Annotated in this window: 26 protein-coding genes and 1 pseudogene; 8 read left to right on the forward strand and 19 right to left on the reverse strand. The window is 60.7% G+C overall.

What is annotated here, in order from left to right; genetic code table 11:
* On the forward strand, positions 1 to 329 hold a 329-nt coding region (locus A4G99_RS00745), incomplete at its 5' end, for an oligopeptide/dipeptide ABC transporter ATP-binding protein (protein ID WP_342764431.1).
* Between the two features lie 145 nt (positions 330 to 474).
* On the opposite strand, the gene A4G99_RS00750 is transcribed toward A4G99_RS00745, so the two are convergent.
* On the reverse strand, positions 475 to 726 hold the full coding sequence (locus A4G99_RS00750; RefSeq protein ID WP_066138166.1) for a hypothetical protein: 252 nt from the start codon (positions 724 to 726) through the stop codon (positions 475 to 477).
* A gap of 599 nt (positions 727 to 1325) precedes the next feature.
* On the opposite strand from A4G99_RS00750, the gene A4G99_RS00755 reads away from it, so the two are divergent.
* The 3 genes from A4G99_RS00755 to A4G99_RS00765 all read left to right on the forward strand — a co-directional run bounded on the left by A4G99_RS00755 (position 1326) and on the right by A4G99_RS00765 (position 3303).
* The gene (locus A4G99_RS00755; RefSeq protein WP_066138169.1) at positions 1326 to 1721 is read left to right on the forward strand and encodes a DUF5805 domain-containing protein; all 396 of its coding nucleotides are present in this window, start codon (positions 1326 to 1328) and stop codon (positions 1719 to 1721) included.
* Positions 1708 to 2766, forward strand: a complete 1059-nt coding sequence (locus tag A4G99_RS00760) for a tyrosine-type recombinase/integrase (protein ID WP_066138172.1) — start codon at positions 1708 to 1710, stop codon at positions 2764 to 2766. Before A4G99_RS00755 ends, A4G99_RS00760 begins: the two co-directional genes overlap by 14 nt.
* A gap of 321 nt (positions 2767 to 3087) precedes the next feature.
* Positions 3088 to 3303 carry a hypothetical protein gene (locus A4G99_RS00765; protein WP_066138175.1) on the forward strand — a complete coding sequence of 72 codons (216 nt, stop codon included), beginning with the start codon at positions 3088 to 3090 and terminating at the stop codon, positions 3301 to 3303.
* Positions 3304 to 3335: 32 nt separating this feature from the next.
* On the opposite strand, the gene A4G99_RS00770 is transcribed toward A4G99_RS00765, so the two are convergent.
* The 13 genes from A4G99_RS00770 to A4G99_RS00820 all read right to left on the reverse strand — a co-directional run bounded on the left by A4G99_RS00770 (position 3336) and on the right by A4G99_RS00820 (position 15956).
* Entirely contained in the window at positions 3336 to 4211 is an 876-nt protein-coding gene (locus tag A4G99_RS00770) for a sulfurtransferase (RefSeq protein WP_066138178.1), read from the reverse strand.
* 55 nt (positions 4212 to 4266) lie between these two features.
* Positions 4267 to 5001 carry a helix-turn-helix domain-containing protein gene (locus A4G99_RS00775; RefSeq protein ID WP_066138181.1) on the reverse strand — a complete coding sequence of 245 codons (735 nt, stop codon included), beginning with the start codon at positions 4999 to 5001 and terminating at the stop codon, positions 4267 to 4269.
* 49 nt (positions 5002 to 5050) lie between these two features.
* Complete coding sequence (locus A4G99_RS00780) at positions 5051 to 6058, reverse strand: YeiH family protein (protein ID WP_066138184.1); 1008 nt, start codon at positions 6056 to 6058, stop codon at positions 5051 to 5053.
* 3 nt (positions 6059 to 6061) lie between these two features.
* Complete coding sequence (locus tag A4G99_RS28345) at positions 6062 to 6187, reverse strand: hypothetical protein (RefSeq protein ID WP_255358950.1); 126 nt, start codon at positions 6185 to 6187, stop codon at positions 6062 to 6064.
* A 78-nt stretch (positions 6188 to 6265) separates the two neighbouring features.
* Positions 6266 to 7414, reverse strand: coding sequence for an ABC transporter permease (locus tag A4G99_RS00785; RefSeq protein ID WP_066138448.1), 1149 nt, complete (start codon positions 7412 to 7414; stop codon positions 6266 to 6268).
* Positions 7414 to 8076, reverse strand: coding sequence for an ABC transporter ATP-binding protein (locus A4G99_RS00790; RefSeq protein WP_066138538.1), 663 nt, complete (start codon positions 8074 to 8076; stop codon positions 7414 to 7416). The genes A4G99_RS00785 and A4G99_RS00790 overlap by 1 nt, the downstream gene beginning before the upstream one ends.
* Entirely contained in the window at positions 8073 to 9638 is a 1566-nt protein-coding gene (locus A4G99_RS00795) for a hypothetical protein (protein ID WP_150122997.1), read from the reverse strand. Before A4G99_RS00795 ends, A4G99_RS00790 begins: the two co-directional genes overlap by 4 nt.
* Positions 9639 to 10122: 484 nt before the next feature.
* The gene (locus A4G99_RS00800) at positions 10123 to 10374 is read right to left on the reverse strand and encodes a hypothetical protein (protein WP_066138540.1); all 252 of its coding nucleotides are present in this window, start codon (positions 10372 to 10374) and stop codon (positions 10123 to 10125) included.
* A 221-nt stretch (positions 10375 to 10595) separates the two neighbouring features.
* The gene (locus tag A4G99_RS28350) at positions 10596 to 11342 is read right to left on the reverse strand and encodes a molybdopterin oxidoreductase family protein (RefSeq protein ID WP_255358951.1); all 747 of its coding nucleotides are present in this window, start codon (positions 11340 to 11342) and stop codon (positions 10596 to 10598) included.
* A complete protein-coding gene (locus A4G99_RS28355; protein WP_255358952.1) occupies positions 11339 to 12295 on the reverse strand; it encodes a molybdopterin oxidoreductase family protein in 957 nt (318 codons plus the stop codon). The genes A4G99_RS28350 and A4G99_RS28355 overlap by 4 nt, the downstream gene beginning before the upstream one ends.
* A 1-nt stretch (position 12296) precedes the next feature.
* Positions 12297 to 12566, reverse strand: coding sequence for a hypothetical protein (locus A4G99_RS00810; protein WP_066138192.1), 270 nt, complete (start codon positions 12564 to 12566; stop codon positions 12297 to 12299).
* Positions 12567 to 12718: 152 nt separating this feature from the next.
* Positions 12719 to 15043: a formate dehydrogenase subunit alpha gene (gene fdhF / locus A4G99_RS00815; RefSeq protein WP_066138195.1), complete on the reverse strand. Its 2325-nt coding sequence runs from the start codon at positions 15041 to 15043 to the stop codon at positions 12719 to 12721.
* Positions 15036 to 15956 (reverse strand): 2Fe-2S iron-sulfur cluster-binding protein, encoded by a 921-nt coding sequence (locus A4G99_RS00820; RefSeq protein ID WP_066138198.1) that lies wholly within the window; start codon positions 15954 to 15956, stop codon positions 15036 to 15038. The genes fdhF and A4G99_RS00820 overlap by 8 nt, the downstream gene beginning before the upstream one ends.
* A 348-nt stretch (positions 15957 to 16304) precedes the next feature.
* On the opposite strand from A4G99_RS00820, the gene A4G99_RS00825 reads away from it, so the two are divergent.
* Entirely contained in the window at positions 16305 to 16805 is a 501-nt protein-coding gene (locus A4G99_RS00825) for a twin-arginine translocation signal domain-containing protein (protein WP_066138201.1), read from the forward strand.
* A gap of 90 nt (positions 16806 to 16895) precedes the next feature.
* Here the strand turns inward: A4G99_RS00825 and A4G99_RS00830 are convergent, their stop codons facing one another.
* The 3 genes from A4G99_RS00830 to A4G99_RS25585 all read right to left on the reverse strand — a co-directional run bounded on the left by A4G99_RS00830 (position 16896) and on the right by A4G99_RS25585 (position 18380).
* On the reverse strand, positions 16896 to 17489 hold the full coding sequence (locus A4G99_RS00830; protein ID WP_066138204.1) for a DJ-1/PfpI family protein: 594 nt from the start codon (positions 17487 to 17489) through the stop codon (positions 16896 to 16898).
* Between the two features lie 48 nt (positions 17490 to 17537).
* Positions 17538 to 18098, reverse strand: a complete 561-nt coding sequence (locus A4G99_RS00835; protein ID WP_066138207.1) for a metal-dependent hydrolase — start codon at positions 18096 to 18098, stop codon at positions 17538 to 17540.
* Between the two features lie 114 nt (positions 18099 to 18212).
* The gene (locus A4G99_RS25585) at positions 18213 to 18380 is read right to left on the reverse strand and encodes a hypothetical protein (protein WP_190303655.1); all 168 of its coding nucleotides are present in this window, start codon (positions 18378 to 18380) and stop codon (positions 18213 to 18215) included.
* 209 nt (positions 18381 to 18589) lie between these two features.
* Between A4G99_RS25585 and A4G99_RS00840 the strand changes: the two genes are divergently transcribed.
* Complete coding sequence (locus A4G99_RS00840) at positions 18590 to 20218, forward strand: acyl-CoA synthetase (protein ID WP_066138210.1); 1629 nt, start codon at positions 18590 to 18592, stop codon at positions 20216 to 20218.
* 45 nt (positions 20219 to 20263) lie between these two features.
* Here the strand turns inward: A4G99_RS00840 and yciH are convergent.
* Positions 20264 to 20568, reverse strand: a pseudogene (gene yciH / locus A4G99_RS00845) (stress response translation initiation inhibitor YciH).
* A gap of 137 nt (positions 20569 to 20705) precedes the next feature.
* Here yciH and A4G99_RS00850 point away from each other — a divergent pair.
* On the forward strand, positions 20706 to 21857 hold the full coding sequence (locus tag A4G99_RS00850) for a 3-ketoacyl-CoA thiolase (protein ID WP_066138213.1): 1152 nt from the start codon (positions 20706 to 20708) through the stop codon (positions 21855 to 21857).
* Positions 21854 to 22231 (forward strand): Zn-ribbon domain-containing OB-fold protein, encoded by a 378-nt coding sequence (locus A4G99_RS00855; RefSeq protein ID WP_066138216.1) that lies wholly within the window; start codon positions 21854 to 21856, stop codon positions 22229 to 22231. The genes A4G99_RS00850 and A4G99_RS00855 overlap by 4 nt, the downstream gene beginning before the upstream one ends.
* Before the next feature lie 151 nt (positions 22232 to 22382).
* On the opposite strand, the gene A4G99_RS00860 is transcribed toward A4G99_RS00855, so the two are convergent.
* A complete protein-coding gene (locus A4G99_RS00860) occupies positions 22383 to 23102 on the reverse strand; it encodes a hypothetical protein (protein ID WP_066138219.1) in 720 nt (239 codons plus the stop codon).
* Positions 23103 to 23143 lie beyond the last annotated feature (41 nt).

Here is a 23143-nt window from a genome sequence, read left to right on the forward strand (position 1 = left end):
CGAACCACCCGTACACCTCGGTGCTGCGCTGGGCGACGCCGGATTTGGGCATGGACATGTCGGTGACGGGCGACTTCCCGATGCGGAAAATCGACATTCCGGACCCGGTGAACCCGCCGAGCGGGTGCCGGTTCCACACGCGGTGCCCGGAAGCGCGTGAGGTGTGCACGCGTGAGACGCCAGAACCGATGGACGTCGGCGACGCGTCGGTCTGCGCCTGCTTCCGCGTCGAGGAGAACCACGAGTACTGGAACAGTCCACCAATCGAAGACCCCCAGGAGGGCGATATCGACGTGGATGGAAGTCAAGGGACGTCCAACGCCGATTGAGTTCGTGGATTCGAATCGACGGAGTTGATTTTTGGAAAGTTGGAACGACTACACGAGCGATGATCGGGTGGCGATCAATATAGCGACATAGAATTTATCAGTGCCGGATCGGACGGAGAGTTTCGGCGAATCGCGAGGAGGCACGTTATTCGGGCTGGGCTTCGGAACGGGCACGGTCGAAGATCGCCTGTCGAATCCACATTCGCTTGTCCCGTTCGGATGGGAACGTCAGGTCCATATCGTCGAGTGCGTCCTGGATGTGGAGATAGAACTCCATCGAGTCCTTGATCGACTCGGAACGGGAGTACGTGGGTTCTTTCGTTCCCAACTCTTCGTCGAAGCGCTCGATGAGGTCGTCGTCTTCTCCGATCCAGATTCCGACGGTATTTCCGGGCATACTGACAGCGACAGACCGGGCAGGAATAAACCTTACAGGTCGGAACGGTGATCACGGTCGTTGCTGCGCTGTCGAGGGGACGGTCAGTAGTGATGACCACGATGCGCCTCGTAGACCGCCCAATAGAGCCGTTCGATGGGGCGGTTGCAGGTCTCCATCGACCGAAGGACTGGGTGCTAACGACCGGCAAGCCGAACAGTGCTGGCTAGGATGATAGCTACTCGGTGACTGGCGACGAATCGATGACCTCGCTCGTCTGCCAGTGTAGCCAAACGCCCTGCAGAACGATCCTAAAAAGAAATATGAATGAGACATATGTCCGAAGGTTTCGAGGAAAATGACAAACGATCCATCTACAAAACATTTATAAATAGTGTCCCCGTTGGACGACCGAACCAACACGAACGACTGCCCCGAAAAAACCCGAAACGGACTGCAAGGCTGCAAGGGAATTCTGCAAGGTCGGTGCATATTGGCCTGCAAGGACGCGCGAAAATCGCAACACGTCGTCGGGGTGGTTGTTGTCCCACAGAGGGAGATTAGTTCGCTTATCACAGAATGTGGGACAGCTTGATATGCCCTGCGTGAGATGAGAAATCATGGTCGAAGAGGGAACCGAACGGACCGTCGTCAAGACACATATTCCAAAATATCAGAAAGAACAGTGGCGATCCGACGCCGACGAACTCGACATGAGCCAGAGCGAATTCGTCAAGGCGATGGTTCAAGCCGGTCGGCGGGGGTTCGAACTCGATCCCGTGGAAGGTACTTCTAGCGACTCAACCCCTAGGGGTGATGACCTCGAAGAGAGGGTGCTCGAAACCCTCGCAGAGGAGGGAAACCTGTCGGGGGGCGAACTAATCGAACAGCTCATGGGGGACTTCGAGGAGCGACTCGACGAAGTGCTCAGCGAACTCCAATCTCGGAACCGTGTTCAGTACAGCGTGCGGCACGGAGGGTACGTGCTAGTCGAGGGAACGGATGGCGGCGAGTAACCCCCCCGATCCGAATCCCGACGACCCGGTTGGGTACTTCCTCCAGGACCTCCTCTACCACGGTAAGAGCGAGCGAACGCGAGACGCCTACGAACGCGTTTTACGACGGTTCGAGGCGTTCATCACCGACCCCGACCGAAACCCGTCGGGTCGGTCGGTCGCCCCAGGGGAGGCGACACAACGTGACTGCATAGCGTGGATTCACACCCTGCGGGGGAAGAACGCGGAGAGCACGATTGCAACCTACGCGGCCTATCTCCACCGGTTTTACGCCTACATGACGCAGGTCGGCGCGTTCGAATCGAATCCGATGGCGCTCGTGGTCGAGGAGATGAACGAGTCCATCGACAAGGACCCGACTCGGCGTGAGATTTCGGTCGTACAAATGCGGGAGTTCGTGGACGGAATCTCCCACCCGTTGGAGCGGGCGGTCGTCTGCACGCTGTTGAAGACGGGAATGCGCGTCGGCGAGGTGAGCAACCTCGACGTGCGGGACGTGAATCTCACCGACGAAGTCGTCCGGTCGGCGTACGACCTCGGGAGACGGCCGCAGCTCAGTGGCCGTCCCGACTCGATCTTTATCGGAGCGGACGCGGTTCGTGGGAACGTCGTGAATGGGGAGGAACGAACCGCTTCGAACAAGCGAAAGCGGGAGACAATCGTCCCCGTGGACGACGAACTCCGAGAGGTGCTCCTTCGGTGGTTGGCGATCCGGCCGGATTCACAGTCACCCGCGGAACCGCTGTTCGTCAGTACGAGTGGCAATTGGGGCGAGCGGCTCACGCCGAAGATGATCCGCAACATCGTGGAACGACACGCCCGCGAAGCCGGATGGTATCGAACCGGCGGCGGTGCGGAAGAGAACGTCACCCCCCACTACTTCCGGCACTTTTTCACCACACACCTCCGCGACCGAACCGGCGACCGCGGTATCGTGAAATACCTCCGCGGCGACGTGGCGAGCGACATCATCGACACCTACACGCACAACTGGGGCGACAGGGTCCGGGAAGTGTACGAGGAGAACATCTACTCGCTACTGTAACCGTCCCCGCTGCCCGATCGAGGTATTTCCGTTCTGCAAACCGCTACTCGACAGTCGATTCGTAGCGATAGAACCCCTTTTACATGATAACACCCCACATGATTTTTCGCAGAGCGGGAGTCTCCTCGGACACATAAATTGTATTTCGCTATATCAAGCGGTCGGGGAGGGGTTTAGGAAAATGGTATCTGTCTATAATTTCTGACGGGCGGAAACAGTGGAACCGATGACGGGAGACGGCGAATGGCGAAAGACGTCTCGAACGCTGCAGCAGGAGTGGTATGAGAAAATATTTGGCAGAAATGATCTGTACTAACCGGTATGGGTAGCGTCATGTTCAAGTCGGCACTGCTGGGGGCCGTTATCGGATTTTGCTGCGGTTTGGTTTTGTTCGGAGTGCTCGGAGCGGGTGTCGGTTTCCTGTTCGGTGGCGTCATCGGCGTTCTGTTCGGGTCGTTACTGCTGAAGCCGATAGAGGATGTGAATCGCAAAATCGTGGAGTTAGAACGACGGGTCGAACGGTTAGAGGGCGAATAGGAGTGGAATCGACGGAGAATCGATGGGGGGTCTTATTCACGCCGGATTTCGGCGCGTTGTCCCTTCTCTATCGGCGCACCGACCGTGTTCCCCCACTCCACCCACGACCCGTAGTAGTTACGGACGGTCTCGTAGCCGAGCAGTTCGTGCAGCACGAACCACGTCAGCGCGGAGCGTTCGCCGATCCGACAGTACGTGATGATCTCGTCCATGCTCTCGATACCCGCGTCATCGTAGATTTCGCGGAGTTCGTCCGCCGATCTGAATCGCCCCTCGCCATCGACGACTTGGCTCCACGGGACGTTGACCGCCCCGGGAATGTGGCCGCCGCGCTGGACGCCCTCGTTCCAACCGGGCGGCGCGAGGATTTCGCCGCGGTATTCCTCCGGCGTTCGAACGTCGACGAGCGACGCTTCGCGTTCGATCGCGTCCATAACGTCGGGTTGGTCGGCGCGAATGGATCGGTTCGGCGCGGTTACGTGATACGACCGTTCCGGGAACTGGGGTATCTCGTCGGTGAGGGGTGCATCCTGGTCCACCCACCGGTCACGTCCACCGTTCAGCAACCGCACGTCCTCGTGCCCGTAGTAAGTGAGAAGCCAGTAGGCGTGGGCGGCGAACCAGTTCATCATGTCCCCGTACAGGACGACGGTCGATTCCTCGGAGATACCGAGACTCCCGAGTAGTTCCTCAAAGGCCGCTTTTGTCGGCACGTCGAACCTGGTCGAGTCCTGGAGTTGGGTTTTCCAATCGATCTTCAGCGCCCCTGGGATATGCCCCTCGTCGTAGTTGTTCGGGTCGATATCGACTTCCACCAACCGAAAGGAGGGATCGTCGCGCTGGAAGTCGTCGAGTCGGTCGACCACCCACCCGACGGAGACCAGCGCGTTGGTGGCATCGTTTGTCATTGTGGAACGTTACACCGGGAGCCGCATTAATCCCATGTTGCCGATAGATGAGGATTCATTCGAGCCACCTGTCGGCTTCGTCGCCACCGGCGTAGCGACGAACGAGTTGGGCTTCGGCCTGTCGAAGGCGATAGGAGAGCGTCGAGCGGGGGATTTCGAGGTCATCGGCGATTTCGTCGAGCGTCGCCGCGCGCGGTCGCTCGTAGTAGCCCGCTTCGAGCGAGGCGCGGAGTGCGACTTCCTGTTCCTCGGGGAGCGAGACGGTGAACGAATCCTGTCGCCAGCCACTCGCATCGCGGAGGTGTCCCATTCGAAACGAGAGACCGGGACCGAGTCGCGCCCCGAGGTCGTCGTAGAAGACGCCGATGTTCCGGTCCGAGCGCATCAAAATCCGCCACCAGTGGGTCGATTCGCGGCGGCGGGTCTCGAATATCAACCCCGCCGGGAGGTGTTTCCCCGCGAGGGTGTGAACGGACTCACAGCCCCGAATGTCCGTCAGATACGTGTAGAGGACGAGTTCGTTCGAGGAGCGTTCGAGCACGTCGTGATAGCGCGTCGCGTCACACCGTTGTGCGGTTATCGACTCGCCACAACACGCGTCGTCGAATCGAACCGCTTCGATCCGGTCGAGCGCGGACTGTGGCCCGGAAATGCGTTCGATTCGCCAGAACCGGTCTTCGGTCACGAATCCATCGAGCGAGTGTGCAACGACGGTCGGATGGTCGATGAAGACATCCATGATCGGGTCCGCACCCGGTTCGTATTCGATGGCAAACGTGAACTCCCGCATCTACGTCGAGGCAACTCCCGCGCGAGCAAAAAGACTGCCGTTGGCGATTTCAGAACAGCACCTGTACGACGAACAACATAGCCGTGGCGACGACGAGCAGGGCGAAGAAAACGACGAGTATCGGTTTGTACCCCGTCGAGCGGAGTTCGTCGAGCCGCGTTTCAAGCCCGAGACCGGCGAACGCGAGCAGGAACGCCCAATCGGACGCGTTCGAAAGCGACGTGATCTGCTGGCCGGAGAGGAATCCGAGATTCGCGACGAGGAGGACGGCCAGAAATCCGAAGACGAATTTCGGGAACGTTTGCCAGAGGAACCGCCAGCCTCCGGGGACGTCGCCGTCGTTCGAGTCCGAAGCGTCGCCCGTCCGGCGAGCGTAGTACACCGCGTACGCGATGGCGGCGAGTCCGATCATCGAGTTGCGAGTGAGTTTCACCAGCAGTGCCCACTGGCCCGCGGTCTGCGAGAACGAGAACCCGGCGGCGGTTACCGGTCCCGTGCTGAACATGGTCAGCCCCGCCCAGATGCCGAAGACGGTACTCGAAAGGCCGAGTGCGTGACCGACGGCCGGATAGACGAAGAGCGTCGTCGAATCGAACAGCAGGACCGTCGCGGCCGCGTAGGCGATGTGGTTCTCATCGACGCGGATGCTCTCCGCGATGGCGACGACGGCTGACACCCCGCAGATACCGGAGCCAGCGGCCAGCAACGATCCGGTCTCCTCGTGAATCGAGAAGACGAGGCGTGCGAGCAGTTCGACGAGGAGAACCGTCGTCGTGACGGTGGCGACGACGAGCAGGAGGATGGTGGGTCCGGCGGCGACGACGCGGTCGAGCGCGACGCTCGCACCCATGACGACGATACCCGCTTCGAGCCAAACCTTGTGCGTCTCGACGCCGGGACGCGCCCAGTCCGGAACGCCGTACGTGTTACCGACGAGGAGACCGATGAGAATCGTGACGATGAGATAGTTGACGCCGGGAACGACGGACGTGAAAGCCCGGGCGAGGAGTCCGATGGTGAGGAGGGCGATGATTCCGGGAACGACAGTTCGTTTCATGGGTTACCACGGAATGGTGATGCCGAACGAGACGATGACGACGACTGAAAGACCGACACAAACCGCCTGCCAGTCGTTTTCGAGTTCGGTCCACCAGCGCCGGGCGCGTTCGGAGATACTATCGCTCACTGTGGAAGATAGTCGGCACGGAATCCAGATACGAATTTGGTTGGCGCACGCCAAGGTTGGCACACGCCAACTGTCGAATCACCCTCTAAGTGATTCGACGGGGGGGTCGTTCGCCGCTTTCCACGCGGGGTATAGACCACTCAGAACGCTCGCTACGACCGCGAATCCGAAGCCGTAAACGAGGTACTGGGAACTCTCCCACCCGAACACCTGAACCGGATCACCGGCGAGTAGTTGGAACAGCAACAGTCCAACGGCGAGAGAGACACCGGCACCGACGACTCCGCCGATACCGCCGAGGAACGCCGCTTCAGCGAGGATCATTCGAAGCACTTCCCCGCGGCGAATACCGACGGCTCGAAGCACCCCGATCTCCCCTCGACGTTCGATGATGCTCATGAGCATGACGTTCAGTATCGAGATGCTTGCGACGATCAGCGAGATGGAACCGACCCCGAGCAGTGCAAGGCTCAGCGTATCCAGAAACGAACTGATTCCGTCCTGAACGTCCATGGAGGAGCTGACCCGCAACACCTGCTCGTCTTCGGTATTGAACTGTGAGTCCAGCGCGTTCGCTATTTCGGTGGACTCATCGCCGTTCTCGGCGACGATAGTGACCGAGTCGTAGTTTCGTTGATCAGAAAGGGCCGAAATCGGCAACACGAGTTCACCCTGTCCGCCGAAGAACCCCTGCTGGTCGGACGCGATGAATCCTCGGATTCGATACTGTCGCCCATCGTACTCGACGGGATCGCCGATTTCGAGACCGAGTTGGGTGGCCGTGGTCTCGCTCAGCAACGCCCCCGATCGGAGGCGCTCCGGCGACTCCCCCTCGGAGACGTTGTACAGAACGCTCGCCTGTGTCACGCCGGTCACGCTGACACGGGCCCCCTGACCGCTCCGGGAAGTGAGTCGCGTCTGGTTGGATTTCTGGGGAACCACGTCGACATCGGCGGCGATTCCCTGAATCCGGGAGAGTTGATCGTCCGTTATCCCATCGGTGGTGATATCCTGTCCAGGCGAAACCGTAACCTCGTTCGCCAAACTACCCAAATCCGACTGTGCTTGCTGTTGGAGTGCCACGCTCGCCATCCCGAGCGACGCGATCGCGACCACGCCGATTATAATGCCGAGGGCAGCTAACCCAGTTCTGACCCGATTGCGGCCGAGGCTGCGCCACGCCATCTGCATGCTGGGAACTCGCCACAGGACGTCGGCGAGGGACATCATTGAATCTCCCCGTCGACGAGACGCACCACGCGATCGGAATACTCGACCAATTGCTCGTCGTGCGTCACGGACACGATCGCGATGTTTTCGTCCTCCTTGAGGCGGGTCAGTTCGTCGAGTATCGTCCGTCCCGTGTCCTGATCCAGATTGCCGGTCGGTTCGTCCGCGAGGACGATCTCAGGTTCGTTGATGAGCGCGCGAGCGATGGCGACACGTTGGCGCTGTCCACCGGATAGCTGGTCGGGCGTGTGTTTGAGTCGCTCTTCGAGGCCCACGCGTTGGAGGAGATCGACGGCGCGGTCCCGCCGGTCGATCGACGTGTCCCACATCGAGGGGAGTTCGACGTTTTCGACCGCGGTGAGCATCGGCAGGAGATGGAAGTCCTGAAACACGAATCCGATACCCGACCTTCGTTCCTCCGTGAGTTCGTCCTCGGAGAAGTCGGTCACGTCCCGACCGTCGAGCGTAATCGTCCCCTCCGTCGCTGTGTCGAGCAACCCAATCATGTTTAGCATCGTGCTCTTTCCGGATCCGGAGGGTCCGATCACGGTGACCATCTCTCCTCGGTCAGCGTGGAAATCGACCCCTTTCAGCGCTTCGACGAACTCCTCACCGTTCCGATACCGTTTCACCACATCGAGAAGTTCGATGACACTCATGGATTTCGCCATCGGTACGTCGCATATCCGATCGCACCGATGATCGCCAGCAGGAGGACGATCCCGATTTCCGTCAACGGGAGTCCACTGAGCAGGCCCGTCGGTAGTATTCCACCGGAGTTACCCGGTCCCTCGAATCCGCCTCGTCCACCGGGTCCGCTGGCGGATGCCTGTCCGTTGCCGTCGGCGCCCGCCTGGGCGACCCCACCCGGTGCAGTCGAGTTGGTCGATTCGAGTGCAACGCGTTGCGTTTTCGTCACTCGTTTCCCGTTGACGATGTACGTGATGTCGATCGGAATCGACGACGCCTCCTGTTGGGTCCGTGCGGTGAGTTCGAACGTCGCGAATTCGCTCCCCTCGATGGCACCGACGAAGTACTCGCCGGACGAGGCGGTGGAACTCACGCCGCCCGTGGTGTTCACGCTCAGCAACACCGACTTCGTGTCCGTGCTGCCGATGTTCGCGGCGTCCCCTTGCAGCGTTACCGTCGTTCCGGTTTGCGTGATATCGACGCCGGTAAGATAGATCTCACCGGGGACTTCCGACCGGTCGTTTATCGTCGTCGAATGGTCGGAACCTGCCGCGGTGTACGTCGCCGTGTACGTGATCGTCCCGGCGACCGAGTCCGTGTCGTCGAACGTCGCCGAACTACTCGCGTCCGGTTCGACGTCGGCTACTTTCTTGCGAGCGATCACCTCACCGTCCGCGGTCGCCGTTATTTGGACGTCGGAGAGGAGTGTGTTTCCGAAGTTCGTCAGTTCTACCGTGGTGACGCTCGATCCGTCGCTCGAAGAGCTACTGGCGGCGAGATCCGCTTTGACGACCGGTTCTTCGACGTTCACATCGATCGATTTCGTGACCGTTCGCGTCATCCCCTCGTCGTTCGTGTACGTCACTTCGGCGGTGAGCGTTCGTGTCCCCACCTCGTCAAACGTGACGTCGTACTGGAACGTGTGTTCGGAGCCTGACGCGATGGAGCCCTTGATCCGCTCGGGGGATTCGACGGTTCCGCTCCCGGTGAGATTTAGCTGAACGCCGGATATCTTCCCGGTATAACCGTTTGCTACCGTGACGTTAACCGGGGTTTGGCTATCGGCCGCAGCCGTGGTCGTCGAAAGGGAGAGTAGTGCCTCGTTTGGCTTCTCGACAGTAACGGACACCGGATATTCGTACGTCTGATACTCACCGTCCTCGTCCTGAACGACGACGTAAACGGTCAGCTTCTTGTTCCCGGTGTCCGAGAAGGTGATGGACATCGGAACGGTCAGGGAGTTTCCGGGAGATATCGTGCCGACGTTCTCTACCCGCTCTTGCTCTTTCGCCGTTTCGGAGGTGCGTACGTAGATGTCCGTGATATCGATTGCCCCGTTGCTTCCTTCCAGATTCGAAATCGTAGTTTCGACGGTGACGCTTTCACCGGGCGCCGGGTCGCTCGGTGTCACGGTGACCGACGAGATCTGTACCGAGGGTTGAGCCGCACCGGCCGTCGTGACGGCCACACCGGAACAGGAGAGTAGCACGACTACCGTGACGAGTAGCGTGGGTACGCGAGAACGGGTCACGCACGAACACATCCGGTACGGTCGGTAACGTCGTTCGTCGCTCGATTCGGCTCCCAACGAATTCGATCGTGAAACGTCCGTTGTGCGGTGTCGGTCGTTTGAAATCGGTTTCTCACATCGGATCGGTGGCAATCGAGTGTTAAATCAAATTTCCGAGATTAAACAGCCATTCCGCATAAGAAAGGCACAAATTCATTCCAATTTTGGTAGTACCAATCATCATATACTTGTCTCGAATGGGTCGTCTATTGACCCGAAATTCCACTCGACAAACCGCGATTCCGAGAACGAAAATTACTGCTATCTCTTCTACATGATATTTAATGTCGGCAGTTCGAAATCGCGCCTCAGATCCGTCTTGCAACCGTTATAAAAATAACCAGACATTATCGGGCCGGTGATCCGTCGATTCTGTAGTACCACGGTCGGAAGGACGCGGTGAGTCGATGGAAAAAGGACGACGAGCGCGGTGGTCTATCGCTGGTCACTCCGGATCCCGTTCGATGTACCACGTCGTCCCGCCGCTGTATCCCCATTTGGTGATGGAAAAGTCGGACCCCGTCTCTCGGAATTGGCGAAGCATCGCGCCGATCTCCTTCGCGGACAGATCGATGTCAACCGCGATCTTCCTGCTCTTGAAATAGTGGCCGCCGTCCGCGACCTCTCGCCGAAGATATGATTCTAGCATATCGCGCTTCGCGCTGGCACCTTGTTGGGTGTCGGATCGTGCTCCCATGGAAGGGGAAAATACGCGAGCGGTCATCAGGGATTTCCGAGATTCCGTACTAGTTCTCCGGAAATCAGGCACAAATTCGCCCAAATTTATGCGCCCGCCGTTCTCGCACCGATGAGTGCTGAGTGGACCGACGATCCCATGTGGGATTATTGATCAATCTCCGTATTAAATACAACCATCGCGACGATAGCCCGGTGACGTCCCGTGGCCGACGAAACCGATTATGGGCGCTCGGCCCGCCGGAAACCATCGACCGGTTCGAGTTCCGTCCGCTTGCGTCCCGTTCGAAACCGCTCCGTGTGGAGGATATCGATTCCCTTCTCCGCACCCTCCGGGAACGGCCACCGCTGACTGGCGTTTCCGATTCCGTCGTACGACATTCCGCCGTAGAGCGGGTTGAGGCGCGTGAGTTCGTCGAACACCGCTTCCGGGGAGTCGTATTCGAATCGGACGTCGGTCAGTCGGTTTCCGATTTCGGCGATGATGTCGCGGTCGCGCCGCACGCCGTCGGGCGGCGTCCGCAGCGGATGCCGTCGTTGCACCTGACGGTCGAGATTGGTGACGGTTCCTCCTTTCTCGGCCCAGAGGGTCGCCGGAAGCACGACGTCGGCATGTTCCACCGTCTCGGTCGGGAAGACTTCCTGCACGAGCAGGAAGTCGAGCGAGGCGAGCGACCGAGCGACGGCCTGCGTGTCCCGCTTCTCGACGGCGGGATTTTCGCCGATGACGTACGCGCCGCGAATCGATTCGCCGAAGGCACGAACCGCGTCGAGTTCCGAGATTCCGGGCGTGGTCGGGAGTTCGGTCCCCCAAACCGCCTCGACGTTCGCTCGTGCATCGTCGTCGGAAATCGGTCGAAAACCGGGGAGCGTCCACGGGCGACAACCGACGTCGTTCGCACCCTGTTCGTTGGTCAGTCCCCTGAGAAGGTTCATTCCGGTTCCCGGTTTCCCGAGGTTGCCCGTCACGAGGAGCAGATCGATGAGCGCGTCCGGTATCGCGGTTCCTCGATGGTCGTCCGCCTCGGCACCAGTCCCGCGACGATGACGGCCGCGCGGTCGGCACCGGCGAACTCGTGCGCGACGCGGCGGACCGTTTCAGCCTCGACGCCGGTTCGTTCGACGGCGGCGGCGAGGTCCAACCGTTCCATCGACCGAGCGAAGGCGTCGAAGTCAGTCGTCCGCTCGGCGATGAACTCCCCGTCCTCCAATCCCATTTCGAGCACCTGGGCGACCACTGCGTTCACGAACACGGCGTCGGTTCCGAGGTCCGGAGCGACGTGAACGTCCGCGATTCGCGTGGTTTCGTTGGCCTGCGGATCGACGTGCATCAGCAGTGCGCCGTCGTTGACCGTCGGCCGAATGTAGGAATTGAAGGCGATGGGCTGTTGTGCGGCCGGGTTCGCGCCGACGACGAGGAACACGTCGGTCTCGGTCAGGTCGTTCAGCGTGTTCGTCATCCCGGGCGAACCGAGTCGCTCGACCATCGCCCTGACCACCGACCCGTGACAGATTCGAGCGCGGTTATCGACGTTGTTGGTCCCGAGGACGCGCGCGAGTTTCTGAAACAGATAGTTCTCCTCGTTCGTGCATCGAGGCGCGCCGAAGAAGGCGAGCGAATTCGGTCCGTGGCGGTCGAGGAGCGTTTCGAACCCGCCCTCGATTCGGGCGAACGCCTCGTCCCACGTCGCGGAGACCAAGTCTCCGTCCTTCCGAATCAGCGGCGTCGTGAGCCTGTTCTCTGCGTCCAACACGTCGAACGCGTGGATGCCGTTCGCACAGAGCCGTCCCTGCGAGTTGACCGGGGCACCCTCACGGCCGACCGCACCGCCGCGTCGCTCGCTGTATCTGACACGGCAACCGACCGAACAGCGCGGACAGACGCTTTCGGCGCCGGGGTGGCCGTCGACTTCCTCGCCCATGCTATCCTTTCGGGACATCTCCCGTAATGACGTTGTAAGCGGCACCCAATCCCGCCAGCGTCACGATGACGAGCAGGGTGAAGAGCGCGTTTGGAACCACCGTTTTCGTCCGAAAGAGGTGGCTCCCGCACGCCGGGCAGGTGAGTCCCGTCGTCTCGAACTGCTCGCCGCAGACGGTGCACTCGTGGACGTCGTGCTGGCGGTCGCTCTCGACGCCGACGACGCCGTTGTCGATACCGAGCGCTCGTTTGATGAGGTAGCTTCGGTTCATACGCTCCCCTTGTGTTCCTCCGAGATGTGGTCGCGGAGTTCGTCCTCGCTGTCGAACGTCTCGTGACAGAACTGACATTCGTGATCGGTCGCGGTTGGGTTGTCTGGCATATTCGTATGGAGGTGATGTGAAACGCCGTCCGGCGTCGGTTATCAGTCGGTTCTACCGCCGTCAGTGGCCGCCCGTTCGGACACGTCGACGTCCGGTTTCGTCTCGGCTGGGGTTATCCGTACGTCCGTGACTTTGAACTCGGGCACGTGAGCCTGGTCGTCGAGGTGCTCTTCGTCGGTGAGTTCGTTCGCGGCACCGCCCTGTCCGAAGTAGTGCATCGGGACGAACACGACGCCTTCGCCGGGTCGCTCGGTGACCTGGGCGAGCGCCGTGATCGATCCCTTCCGGGAGGTCACATCGACGTACTGCGCGTCGGAAACCCCGAGTTCTTCCGCGGTGGCGGGGTTGATTTCCACGAACAGTTCGTCGGTGTACGAGCGGATACCGGCATCCCGGTTCGTCATCGTCCCGGTGTGGTACTGATAGAGGACGCGACCAGTCGTCATCGCCAACGGGAAATCCTCGTCGTCCATGTCGGCTTCGACCGGCCCGGAGACGTGAGTCGGGATCATGTGGGCCTTCCCGTCGGCGGTGTTGAACTCCTCGTCGTAGAGGTAGGGCGTTCCGGGGTGGTCCTCGTCCCAACACGGCCACGGGATGCTCCCCTCCGTTTCGAGGCGTTCGTGCGTGATGCCGCCGTAAATCGGCGTCAGGTCGTTGACCTCGTCCATTATCTCGCTCGGGTTGCGGAATCCCCAATCGTAGCCGAACCGCTCGGCGAGTTCCTGGGTGATGACCCAGTCGGGTTTCGCGTTTCCGGGCGGGTCGATGGCCCGCTTGACGAGTTGGACGTGACGCGTCGAACTCGTGTACGTCCCGTTGGTCTCAAACGGCGAGTTCGCGGGGAGGACGACGTCCGCGTACTTCGCCGTGTCGGTGAGGAAGATGTCTTGAACGGCGAGGAACTCCAGGTTCTCCACGATCTCCTCGGCGTGTGCGACGTTCGGTTCGGAGTACACGACGTTCTCGCCCTCGATGAACATCCCCCGAATCTCGCCGCGGTCGGCGGCGAGGAACTGCTCGGTGATGGTGTAGCCTTCCTCGTCCGGAAGTTCCACGCCGTACGCGTCCTCGAACTTCTCGCGTGCGTCGTCGGTCGTCACCTTCTGATAGCCGGGGAAGTTACCCGGAAGCGGTCCCATGTCGCCACCGCCACCCTGGACGTTGTTCTGTCCGCGGAAGGGAGCGAGTCCGGAGTGTTCGGTGCCGACGTGCCCGGTGACGAGTGCCAGGTTCGCCATCGAGATGACGTTCTCCGTACCGTGACTGTGTTCGGTCAGCCCGAGCGTCCAGCAGAACACACACGAATCCGCGTTCGCCACCGTTTCCGCGGCGCGCTCAAGTTCCTCCGGTGGAACGCCCGTCTTCTCCTCGACGAACTCGGGTGTGAACTTCTCCAGCCCTTCCTTCAGTTCGTCGAAGCCGACGGTTCGCTCCTCGATGAACTCCTCGTCGTGGAGGTCGTTTTCGATGATGTGACGGGTCAATCCGTTGATCCAGACGGTGTCGTAGCCCGGTTGGACGCGCGAGTACTGCGTGGCGAACTGGGCGATTTGGACCTTTCGCGGGTCGAAGACGAACATGTCCGCGCCGTCCTTGACGTTCTGCTTGATTCTCGTGGCGATGACGGGGTGGGCTTCCGTCGTGTTCGACCCCGTGATGAGATAGCAGTCGGCGTTTTCGAGCGCCTCGACGCCGACCGACCCGGCACCGAAACCGACCGTCTGGGACAGTCCGGCGACGGTCGGCGAGTGACAGAGCCGGTTGCAGTTGTCGATGTTGTTCGTGCCGAACACCTGTCGAGCGAGCTTCTGCATCAGGTAGTTCGCCTCGTTCGAGGTCTTGGACGACGAGACGAAGCTCACGCCGTTTCGCCCGTACTCGTCCTGAATCTCGGAGAGTCCCTCGGCGACGCGGTCGAGCGCTTCGTCCCACGACGCCTCGCGGAACTCGCCGTCCTCCTTGATGAGTGGCTCGGTAAGCCTGTCGTCGCTGTTCGCGTACTTGTATCCAAACTTCCCCTTGACGCAGGTCGAAATCCCGTTGATCGGCGCTTTCTCCGGGTTCGGACGGATGCCGAGCACTTCGTCGTCCTTTGAGTAAACGTCGAAGCGACAGCCGACTGCACAGTAGCCACACGTCGTGTCCGTGACGTCGACGTCGCTGAGACGGTATACGCTCAGCGCGTCGGCCATGTCGAACAGTCGCCCTTCGGACATCGTGTTCGCCGCGAAACTCTCGGCGACGTGCTCGACGGGTTGGAACGCCTCGCTCCCGTCGAGTTTTCTACTCGCGGTTTGTGCCTGTTCCTTCGCCCGGGCCATGAACCCCGCAACGCCTTTCTTTTCGGTGTCGTCGTCAGTCATCGTCGGATTGCGCACCTCCCTTACGTCCCTTTCGCTCCTCTTTCATCGGCGTCATCTGCCGAGGCTGATGCTCGTAGTCCTCACCGATGGCTTTGCCGATGCTATTGTGCTGGTTGAAACCGGGTGCTGGAATCGTGGCGATGTCGGCCATGTCCTGTTCGACCAGCGACCCAGTCGGACAGACGGTGGCACAGTGGCCACACGAAACGCACGTCGATTCCATCATCGTCTCCGCGCCGTTCTGGAAACCGATCCGCGTGTCATCCCCGTGGCCTTCCATTCGCAGGACGCCCTCGACCTGCACGTCGTTGCAGGCTTCCACGCAACGATTACAGAGGATACACTTGTTGCGGTCGATCTGGATGAACGGCGAGGATTCGTCTATCGGTTCGTACTCGTCGCGGTCGTCGAAAACACCGTATCGAGGTTCCACGACGTCGTTCTCGATGGAGACGTCTTGGAGTTCACAACGGCCGTTTTTCCCGCAGGTCGTACACCGCAGGTTGTGATTCGAGAGCAGAAGGTCCAGATTCACGTCGCGGGCGTTCGCCGCTTCCTCGGCGTCCGTCCGGACGACCATGCCGTTCTCCGCCGGGAAACTACACGACGGGACGATGCCGTGTTCCTCAGTTTCGACCATACAGGTCCGACACTCGCTTCGCGGGCCGATCCGGTCGTCCTCGTCGTACGAACAGAGTGCCGGAACGTAGCCGTCGGTATCGATCTGCTCGACCGCGTCGAGCAGCGTGTCTCCTTCCTCGACCGTGATCGACTCACCGTCCACGGTAACGGTGGCACGGTCGACTCCGCCGACATCGGGATCGTTCGCCGTTCCGGTTTCGATGTAGTCGTTCAGCGGAATATCGGGACCCTCGGTATCGCGCGAATTCTCCCAGATGGGATCGGTACTCATACGCACCCCTCACTGCCCGCATTTCCGGGTCTATTATGATGAATCGTGCGACCGCGCATTGAATAACACACCGCATACGAGTATCACGAGATTTTACTTAGTACTGCTGGCTAAGCGAACACGCGATGAAAAACGGAGTGGACAACAGCCCGGATCACTCGTCCGCGGACGACGTTCACGGACGTCCCACGCCTCCACGTTCAGGCCGTACGAAACGCCGCGTAATCTACAATATCACGTCGATAACGTAGAATATTCCCGTTCGGTGGCAGGTAGGATATACTTGGAAAACTGAAAGGTCTGTGCCCTTTATCAGCGAGTCCGGCATAGACCGGAGGCGAGGTAGAGATGACCGAAAGTGAAACTAAAGAACACGTCGAATCGGAAGACCGACGCTCGTTCATGAAGAAAGGCGCGCTCGCGACAGGTGCGCTCGCATTGGGATTGGGGAGTGCAGGAAGTGCTTCGGCACAGGGCCGAAACGTGTTGGTGTACACCTACGACTACCACCCGAACGTCGAGTTCCGCGTGGTAAACTCGTTGGAGAAGTCCACGACGGTTCGGTTGCTCGAAAAACCCGGCGGCGGCAACGTCTCCGAGATCAGCCAGCCGGACAACTACAACGGCTACATCATCCGCTACCTGCTCGGTGGTGGCGGCGGTGGCCAAGGGCAGATCACCACGTTCATGTTCGCAGAAGGTGTCTCGCTGAGCCAAGGCGACACCCGTCGGTTCAGCGGCAGCGCGTCGGTGTTCAGCAGCACGCTCAACCTGCTCAGCACGAACCTCGAAGGCAGCGGTGGTGGCGGGATGACGACGACCAGCAGCGGTAATTCGTCGTCGTCGTAATCCCCCATCCCATACGTTCGCCTTTTTTGACGAGCGTTTCGGGAATCGACTTCTGACCACACACCTTTTGATAAAAATCGGCGACGCGAATCAGTCGTCGGCAGTGACTGGCTGACCGTGTTCGATATCGGTTCCGAGCACGTCGAGGAACTGTGAAATCCACTCGACGTGATCACCCCAGTCACGACCGGAAACGAGGTTTCCGTCCGTCGTCACACCGTCGTAGTACTCGCCGCCCGCTCCTTCCACGTCCGCTTCCAGCGCGGAGTACGCCGAACACGTCCGACCCTCGATGACGTCCGCCGCCGCGAGAATCTGGGCCGCGTGACAGATGGCGGCGATGGGTTTGTCCTCGTCGTCGAAGTGCTGAACCGCCTCGATGACTTCGTCGTGCGTTCGGAGGTACTCCGGTGCTCGCCCGCCCGGCAGGACGAGACCGTCGTACTCCGTCACGTCGATGTCGTCGAACGACGCGTTGAGCGTGAAATTGTGCCCACGGTTCTCCATGTACGTCTGGTCGCCGCGAAAGTCGTGAACCGCGGTTTTCACCGTCTCGCCCGCGTCCTTTTCGGGGCACACCGCATCGACCTGGTGGCCGACGGCCTGGAGCGCCTGAAACGGTACCATTATCTCGTAATCCTCGCCGAAATCGCCGACGATCATCAGCAGTTTTTTGCCGTCCATTTCGCAGGGAGGTACGGTTGCAGAAGGCATAATCGTGCGGGTACCCCGTTAGGACTCGCGGATCATGTACGCCGTCTCCAACGGATAGCGTTCGTGGCGGTAGAGCGCGTAGTGGACCGCGAGTGCAACCCCCAGCAGACCGAAGTTCCAGATGGGCGAGTCGTAGTAGATGACGTCGACGATGATCGGTTTGGCGTACACCGGCCAGAGCGGTGTCAGCGGCGGAGCGATGTCGGGGGCCGAGAGGAGATCGGCGAACAGGTGGCTCATCCCGCCGGTCAGAAAGCCGACGGTGGCGAAGGTGAACACCGCCTTCTCACCGATGTCGTCGCTTCGAACCCATCGACTGGCTTCGAAACGGGACGTGAGCAGGGACGCGGAGAGCGCACCGGCGACGACGCTGAAGACAGTAACGAACAGAATCGTGTGCGTCACGCCGTGGTGGTGGACGCCCGGAATGACGTGCCGTAACAGCAGGTCGGAATCGGGAAGCATCGCGGTCACGAGCGTGAACCCCGCGAACGCGAGGCTTGCGCGTCGGCCCCAGAGAAACCACGCCGGAGCAGCAAACAACAATGCCATCGCGAAGTGACCACTGACATCGACCATACGGACGAAACCGGTTGTCAGCCGTATATACGTTTTCGCCGATACGAAACGCGCTCCACTCTCGGGTGGGGCGAAAATACAAACTCCATCGTGAACCGTGTCTCGATGAGCGGATCAACCGCGTCGCTTCAACCGTTGGCTGACGAACAGCGGAAGAAAAAAGCCGATGACGAGGAGGACGAGCGCCGTCAGTTCCATGCTGTGGGAAAATTCGTCCGTGATGATGGCGACGACGACTGCGAGAATAACGGCGAGAACGGTGATCTTCGTTGGGATGGCCATCAGTAGCGGTTCCTACACAGTTCTACAATATATAAATTTTCAGAGAGAGGAGAGAACGGAGTGATTCTCGTTCGAAACCGGTACCCGACCGACCACGATCTGAGCGGGGTATATAAAATTAAGTACACGTTACGGGATCCTCGTAATCCTATTCGCCGTGTGATACCAGACGACAAAACCAAATAATCGACCATCCCATTTCGAAGGGAATGCAAATCGACTACGAGCGCGAACTTTCGGAGTTCGAGTGGGAAATTCCGGAGGGGTACAACCTTCCGGCGGTCATCGAGTCACACGCAACGGAATTCGGCGAGCGGCGAGCGGTGAAGTTCCGCGACGACGAGGGGAACGAGGAGGAGCGAACCTACGCCGACATCAGGGACGACATGAATCGGTTCGCCAACGCGCTCGAATCGCTGGGCGTGGGCGAGGGCGACCGGGTGATCCACCTGCTGCCGCGCCATCCCGACGTGTTCGCGATTCAGCTCGGTGCGCTGAAGCGGGGAGCGATTCTGGTACCGTGTTCGGCCATGCTGAAGCCCAAGGACATCGGATTCCGGGCCGATGACTGCGAAGCGACGGCGGCCGTCTGTCACGACGAGTTGACCGACATGGTCGAACCTGTGATGGACGAGACGCCGCTGGAGACGTTGGTCGTCCTCGACGGCGAAGGGTCGGAAGAGTGGGAGTCCTTTTCGGCGCTCATCGACGGCGAATCGACCGAGCACGACGGGCCGGATATCGGGGCGGACTCGCCGATGTCGATCAACTACACGAGCGGGACGACGGGACAGCCGAAACCCGTCCTTCACCGCCATCGTTGGATGCACTGCTTCGAGCGCGTCAACGGACGCTACTGGTGGGGCGTCGAGCAGGACATGGACTTCTCGGACGAACTGCTCTGGGCGACGACCGGGACCGGGTGGGCCAAGTGGTTCTGGAGTCCGCTCGGCGCGGCGCTGACGACCGGGGCACCGCAGTTCATCTACCGGGGGGACTTCGACCCCGCGACGTTCCTCTCGCTGCTGGAGGAGGAAGGCGTCACGCGACTTTGTGCGGTACCGACCCAGTACCGGATGTTCACGCAGGAAGAGGACATGGCCGACTACGACCTCTCGCTGAAGGAGACGCTGTCGGCGGGCGAACCGCTGAACCGCGAACCGATTCAGGCGTTCGAGGAGGCGTTCGGCGTGACGCCGCGCGACGGCTACGGTCAGACGGAAACCGTCGCGCTGGTGACGAACTACCCCGGAATCGACGTGAAACCGGGAAGCATGGGCAAACCGACGCCCGGCCTCGGGACGACGATCATCGACACGGTGGACGAGGAGGAAGTCGAACGGGGCGAAATCGGCGAGGTCGCGGTGCCCGTCGATAGCCCGGCCATCTTCGACGGTTACTTCGAGAAACCGGAACTGGACGAGAAAACCTTCGCCGGGGAGTACTACCGAACCGGCGACTTGGCGAGCGAGGACGAGGACGGCTACTTCTTCTTCGAGGGGCGCGCCGACGACATCATCATCTCCTCGGGTTACCGTATCGGCCCGTTCGAGGTGGAGGACGCGCTGGTCGGCCACCCCGCAGTCGCGGAGGCCGCCGCCGTCGGCAGCCCGCACGACGAGCGCGGGAACGTCGTCAAGGCCTACGTCATCCTCGCGGAAGGCCACGAGGGAAGCGACGAGCTCGTGGAGGAGTTACAGACGTACATGAAGGAGGAGACCGCACCGTACAAGTACCCGCGACGAATCGAGTTCGTGGACGAACTGCCGAAAACGTCGAGCGGGAAGATCCGCCGCATCGAACTCCGACAGCAGGAAGTCTCGAAGTTCGGCAACTGACCGTATCGTCTATTTTTGTTTTTCTATCGACCGCGTCTCCCGTCTCTATTGGATCGTATATCCCTTGTCCTGTAGTACGTCGATGACCGCTCGCGGTGGTCCCCCTGTAGTTCGATTGCCCCCTCGTGCACCGTCCCTCCGGTCGCCATCTTGCGTTTGAGTTCGGACGCGAGTTCCTTCACGTCCACTTCGCTCGGGTCGAACCCCTCTACGACGGTGACCGGCTTGTCGTAGCGCCGTTTCTCGGTTCGGATGACGAGGCGTTGCTCCGTTCGCCCTAAGTCTTCGTCGATGCCGAGTTCTTCCGGGAGTCCTGTTATGGAACTCAGGTCGTCTTTGTCGTTTGCCACGGCAGAAAGAAGTAGGCTATCCAGTACCTTGGCTCTGTCTCAGGTCAGTTCGTGGACAGCAGCGCACCGATTCGTGATGGTTGGCTTTTCTTCCCTGAATCTCAAACTTCTAAACCCGTCCCCTCTTCATGGCAGGTATGGATAGAGTCGCAGTCATCGGCGCGTCGATGACCCAGTTCGGGAAACGTGACGCGTGGATACGCGAACTACTGGCGGAGGCCGGGCAGGCCTGCCTCGACGACGCGGACGTTTCGCCGCTGGACCTGGAACACCTGTACGTCTCGAACATGGCGAGCGGCGAGTTCGAGGGACAGACCGGCGTGCCGAACGCACTGGCACACGACCTCGGCGCGCTCCCGGCGTACACGCAACGAATCGACCAGACGAGTTCCAGCGGGGGGGCCGGAATCTACGCCGCGTGGCAGTCGGTCGCCTCGGGCGCGAGCGACCTGACGCTGCTCGTCGGTGGCGAGAAGATGACCCACAAGACGACCGCGGAATCGACGGACGTCATCGCCTCGCTGACCCACCCGGTCGAGTACAAACACGGCCTCACGCTCCCGAGTTTCGCGGGGTTGACCGCCCGGCGCTACCTCCACGAGTACGACGCGCCGCGCGAGAGTCTGGCGAAGGTCGCAGTGAAAAACCACAAGAACGGCGTGGACAACCCGCACGCGCAGTTCCGCAAGGAAGTCGATCTGGAGACGGTAATGGAGTCGCCCATCGTGGCCGACCCGCTCCGCTTGTATGACTTCTGTCCCATCACGGACGGGAGCGCGGCGCTGTTGTTCTGTCCCGAATCGAAGGCCAAAGAGTACACCGACGAGTACACCGTCATCTCGGGAATCGGCGGCGCAACGGACACGCACGTCGTCCACGAGCGCGACGACCCGACGGTGATGGGCGCGGCCGTCGAGAGCAGCGAACTCGCTTACAACATGGCCGAGCGAGGACCCGAGGACGTAGACGTGGCCGAACTCCACGACATGTTCACCATCCTCGAATTCCTCCAGAGCGAGGCGGTCGGCTTCTTCGAACAGGGAGAGGGCTGGAAGGCAGTCGAAGAAGGCGTCACGGACCGCGACGGGGAACTCCCCATCAACACGTCCGGCGGCCTGAAGTCGAAGGGCCACCCACTCGGCGCGAGCGGGGTCGCACAGGCCTATGAACTCCACCAACAGTTGCTCGGCAACGCCGGGGAACGGCAGGTCGATGCCGAGGTCGGCCTCGCGTGTAACGTCGGCGGGTTCGGTAATTGTGTCATCACCACCATCATGGAGCAAGCATGAGCGGGAATTCCAGATTCGAAGCACACCGCTGTCCCAACGGCCATCTCTCGTACCCCGGTCACCCGCGCTGCCCGGAGTGCGCCGAACCGCAGGAGGAGACGGTCGATCTGAGCGATCTAACGGCAACCGTCATCACGTGGACGACCAGCACCGCGACCCCACCCGGCGTCCGCCAACCCAACCACATCGCCATCGTGGAGTTCGACGTGGACGGCGAGTCGGTGCGCGCTATCGGACAACTGACGAGTGACGGTGTCGAAATCGGCGACGAGGTGCGACCGGTGTACGCCGAGGAACTGCGCGACCCCGACGCCGGGATTCGGGAAAAGGAAAGTCAGGAGTGGGACGGCTATCGATTCGAACCGGTCGAGTGAACGCGCGAGTGGTGTGGTTTCGTTTTCTCGTGGTCGGAAATACGGGATTTTGGGTACATCTTCCTCGCTCGCTCCTGATGAGAGAATTCAGATTTTAGCGAGAGAACACGACCGCCCCGCATCAAGTATCGAAGAGAGATACAAAAATCGATTATGCCGCAGAATCGCCGCTTTCGTCGGCATCATCGCTATCGTCGGATTCGTCACCCGACGCATCGTCGTCTCCCATTTCTCCATCCCCGTTCTCGGGGACACCCAACTCGCTGCGAATCGATTTGAGTTCGGCGTCCACGTCTACTTGCGGTTTATCCTCCTCGTCCTCTTCCATCTCCTCCTCCGCGGCGTTCGCGATTTCGCGGCCTTCGTCGGCCTGCTCGGAGCCAACGGTAACCTCTTCGCGGATGTCGTCGCTGAGTCGGCGGGCGTCTTCGAGGATTCTACGCGCGCGCGGTTCCTCCGGGAGGCCGCCTTCCGTAAGAGCACCCTCCACGTCGTCCAGGGTATCTTGGAGGCGGTCGAGGGTGGCCCGGCTAGCGCGTCCGGCGCGGGCGCTAAGGTCGGAGCGGGCCTTCTCGGTCGGGTCGTACTCGGGATCGACGAGGCGGATGATCTGCTGGAGGGCTTTGAGGGCGCGGACGTTGGCCTCCAGCATGGTGATGAGCGTCGGGATGGCGTACTCGCCGGTAAAGGAGAGCACTTCCCGCGGCGTTGGCGGGCGCGGGAGTCCGAGCGGGCCACGCGGCGGTCGGCCGAGTTCGGTCTGGAGGCCGCGAAGCGTGGTTTCCAACTCCTCGATGCGGTTTTCGAGGTCCTCCCTGTCCTCCCGGTCGTCGTCGCTCCGTTTTTCGGAGTCGTCCCGGTCGTTCGACATGGGTGGTCCTACACACCGCAGAACAAAAGTATTGGTCGGTC

The sequence above is a fragment of the Haladaptatus sp. R4 genome, from assembly GCF_001625445.1.
Taxonomy (GTDB): domain Archaea; phylum Halobacteriota; class Halobacteria; order Halobacteriales; family Haladaptataceae; genus Haladaptatus.

Bases quoted from the DNA above. Each gene is read 5' to 3' on its own strand.
- A4G99_RS00800 (WP_066138540.1), bottom strand. From the start codon at position 10,374: ATGGGAGCACGATCCGACACCCAACAAGGTGCCAGCGCGAAGCGCGAT.
- A4G99_RS00750 (WP_066138166.1), bottom strand. From the start codon at position 726: ATGCCCGGAAATACCGTCGGAATCTGGATCGGAGAAGACGACGACCTC.
- A4G99_RS00835 (WP_066138207.1), bottom strand. From the start codon at position 18,098: ATGGTCGATGTCAGTGGTCACTTCGCGATGGCATTGTTGTTTGCTGCT.
- A4G99_RS00780 (WP_066138184.1), bottom strand. From the start codon at position 6,058: ATGAAACGAACTGTCGTTCCCGGAATCATCGCCCTCCTCACCATCGGA.
- A4G99_RS00775 (WP_066138181.1), bottom strand. From the start codon at position 5,001: ATGCGGGAGTTCACGTTTGCCATCGAATACGAACCGGGTGCGGACCCG.
- A4G99_RS00790 (WP_066138538.1), bottom strand. From the start codon at position 8,076: ATGAGTGTCATCGAACTTCTCGATGTGGTGAAACGGTATCGGAACGGT.
- A4G99_RS00765 (WP_066138175.1), top strand. From the start codon at position 3,088: ATGGGTAGCGTCATGTTCAAGTCGGCACTGCTGGGGGCCGTTATCGGA.
- A4G99_RS00770 (WP_066138178.1), bottom strand. From the start codon at position 4,211: ATGACAAACGATGCCACCAACGCGCTGGTCTCCGTCGGGTGGGTGGTC.
- A4G99_RS00850 (WP_066138213.1), top strand. From the start codon at position 20,706: ATGGATAGAGTCGCAGTCATCGGCGCGTCGATGACCCAGTTCGGGAAA.
- fdhF (WP_066138195.1), bottom strand. From the start codon at position 15,043: ATGACTGACGACGACACCGAAAAGAAAGGCGTTGCGGGGTTCATGGCC.
- A4G99_RS00755 (WP_066138169.1), top strand. From the start codon at position 1,326: ATGGTCGAAGAGGGAACCGAACGGACCGTCGTCAAGACACATATTCCA.
- A4G99_RS00810 (WP_066138192.1), bottom strand. From the start codon at position 12,566: ATGAACCGAAGCTACCTCATCAAACGAGCGCTCGGTATCGACAACGGC.
- A4G99_RS28355 (WP_255358952.1), bottom strand. From the start codon at position 12,295: ATGGGCGAGGAAGTCGACGGCCACCCCGGCGCCGAAAGCGTCTGTCCG.
- A4G99_RS00855 (WP_066138216.1), top strand. From the start codon at position 21,854: ATGAGCGGGAATTCCAGATTCGAAGCACACCGCTGTCCCAACGGCCAT.
- A4G99_RS25585 (WP_190303655.1), bottom strand. From the start codon at position 18,380: ATGGCCATCCCAACGAAGATCACCGTTCTCGCCGTTATTCTCGCAGTC.
- A4G99_RS00840 (WP_066138210.1), top strand. From the start codon at position 18,590: ATGCAAATCGACTACGAGCGCGAACTTTCGGAGTTCGAGTGGGAAATT.
- A4G99_RS00860 (WP_066138219.1), bottom strand. From the start codon at position 23,102: ATGTCGAACGACCGGGACGACTCCGAAAAACGGAGCGACGACGACCGG.
- A4G99_RS00825 (WP_066138201.1), top strand. From the start codon at position 16,305: ATGACCGAAAGTGAAACTAAAGAACACGTCGAATCGGAAGACCGACGC.
- A4G99_RS00820 (WP_066138198.1), bottom strand. From the start codon at position 15,956: ATGAGTACCGATCCCATCTGGGAGAATTCGCGCGATACCGAGGGTCCC.
- A4G99_RS00760 (WP_066138172.1), top strand. From the start codon at position 1,708: ATGGCGGCGAGTAACCCCCCCGATCCGAATCCCGACGACCCGGTTGGG.
- A4G99_RS00785 (WP_066138448.1), bottom strand. From the start codon at position 7,414: ATGTCCCTCGCCGACGTCCTGTGGCGAGTTCCCAGCATGCAGATGGCG.
- A4G99_RS00830 (WP_066138204.1), bottom strand. From the start codon at position 17,489: ATGGACGGCAAAAAACTGCTGATGATCGTCGGCGATTTCGGCGAGGAT.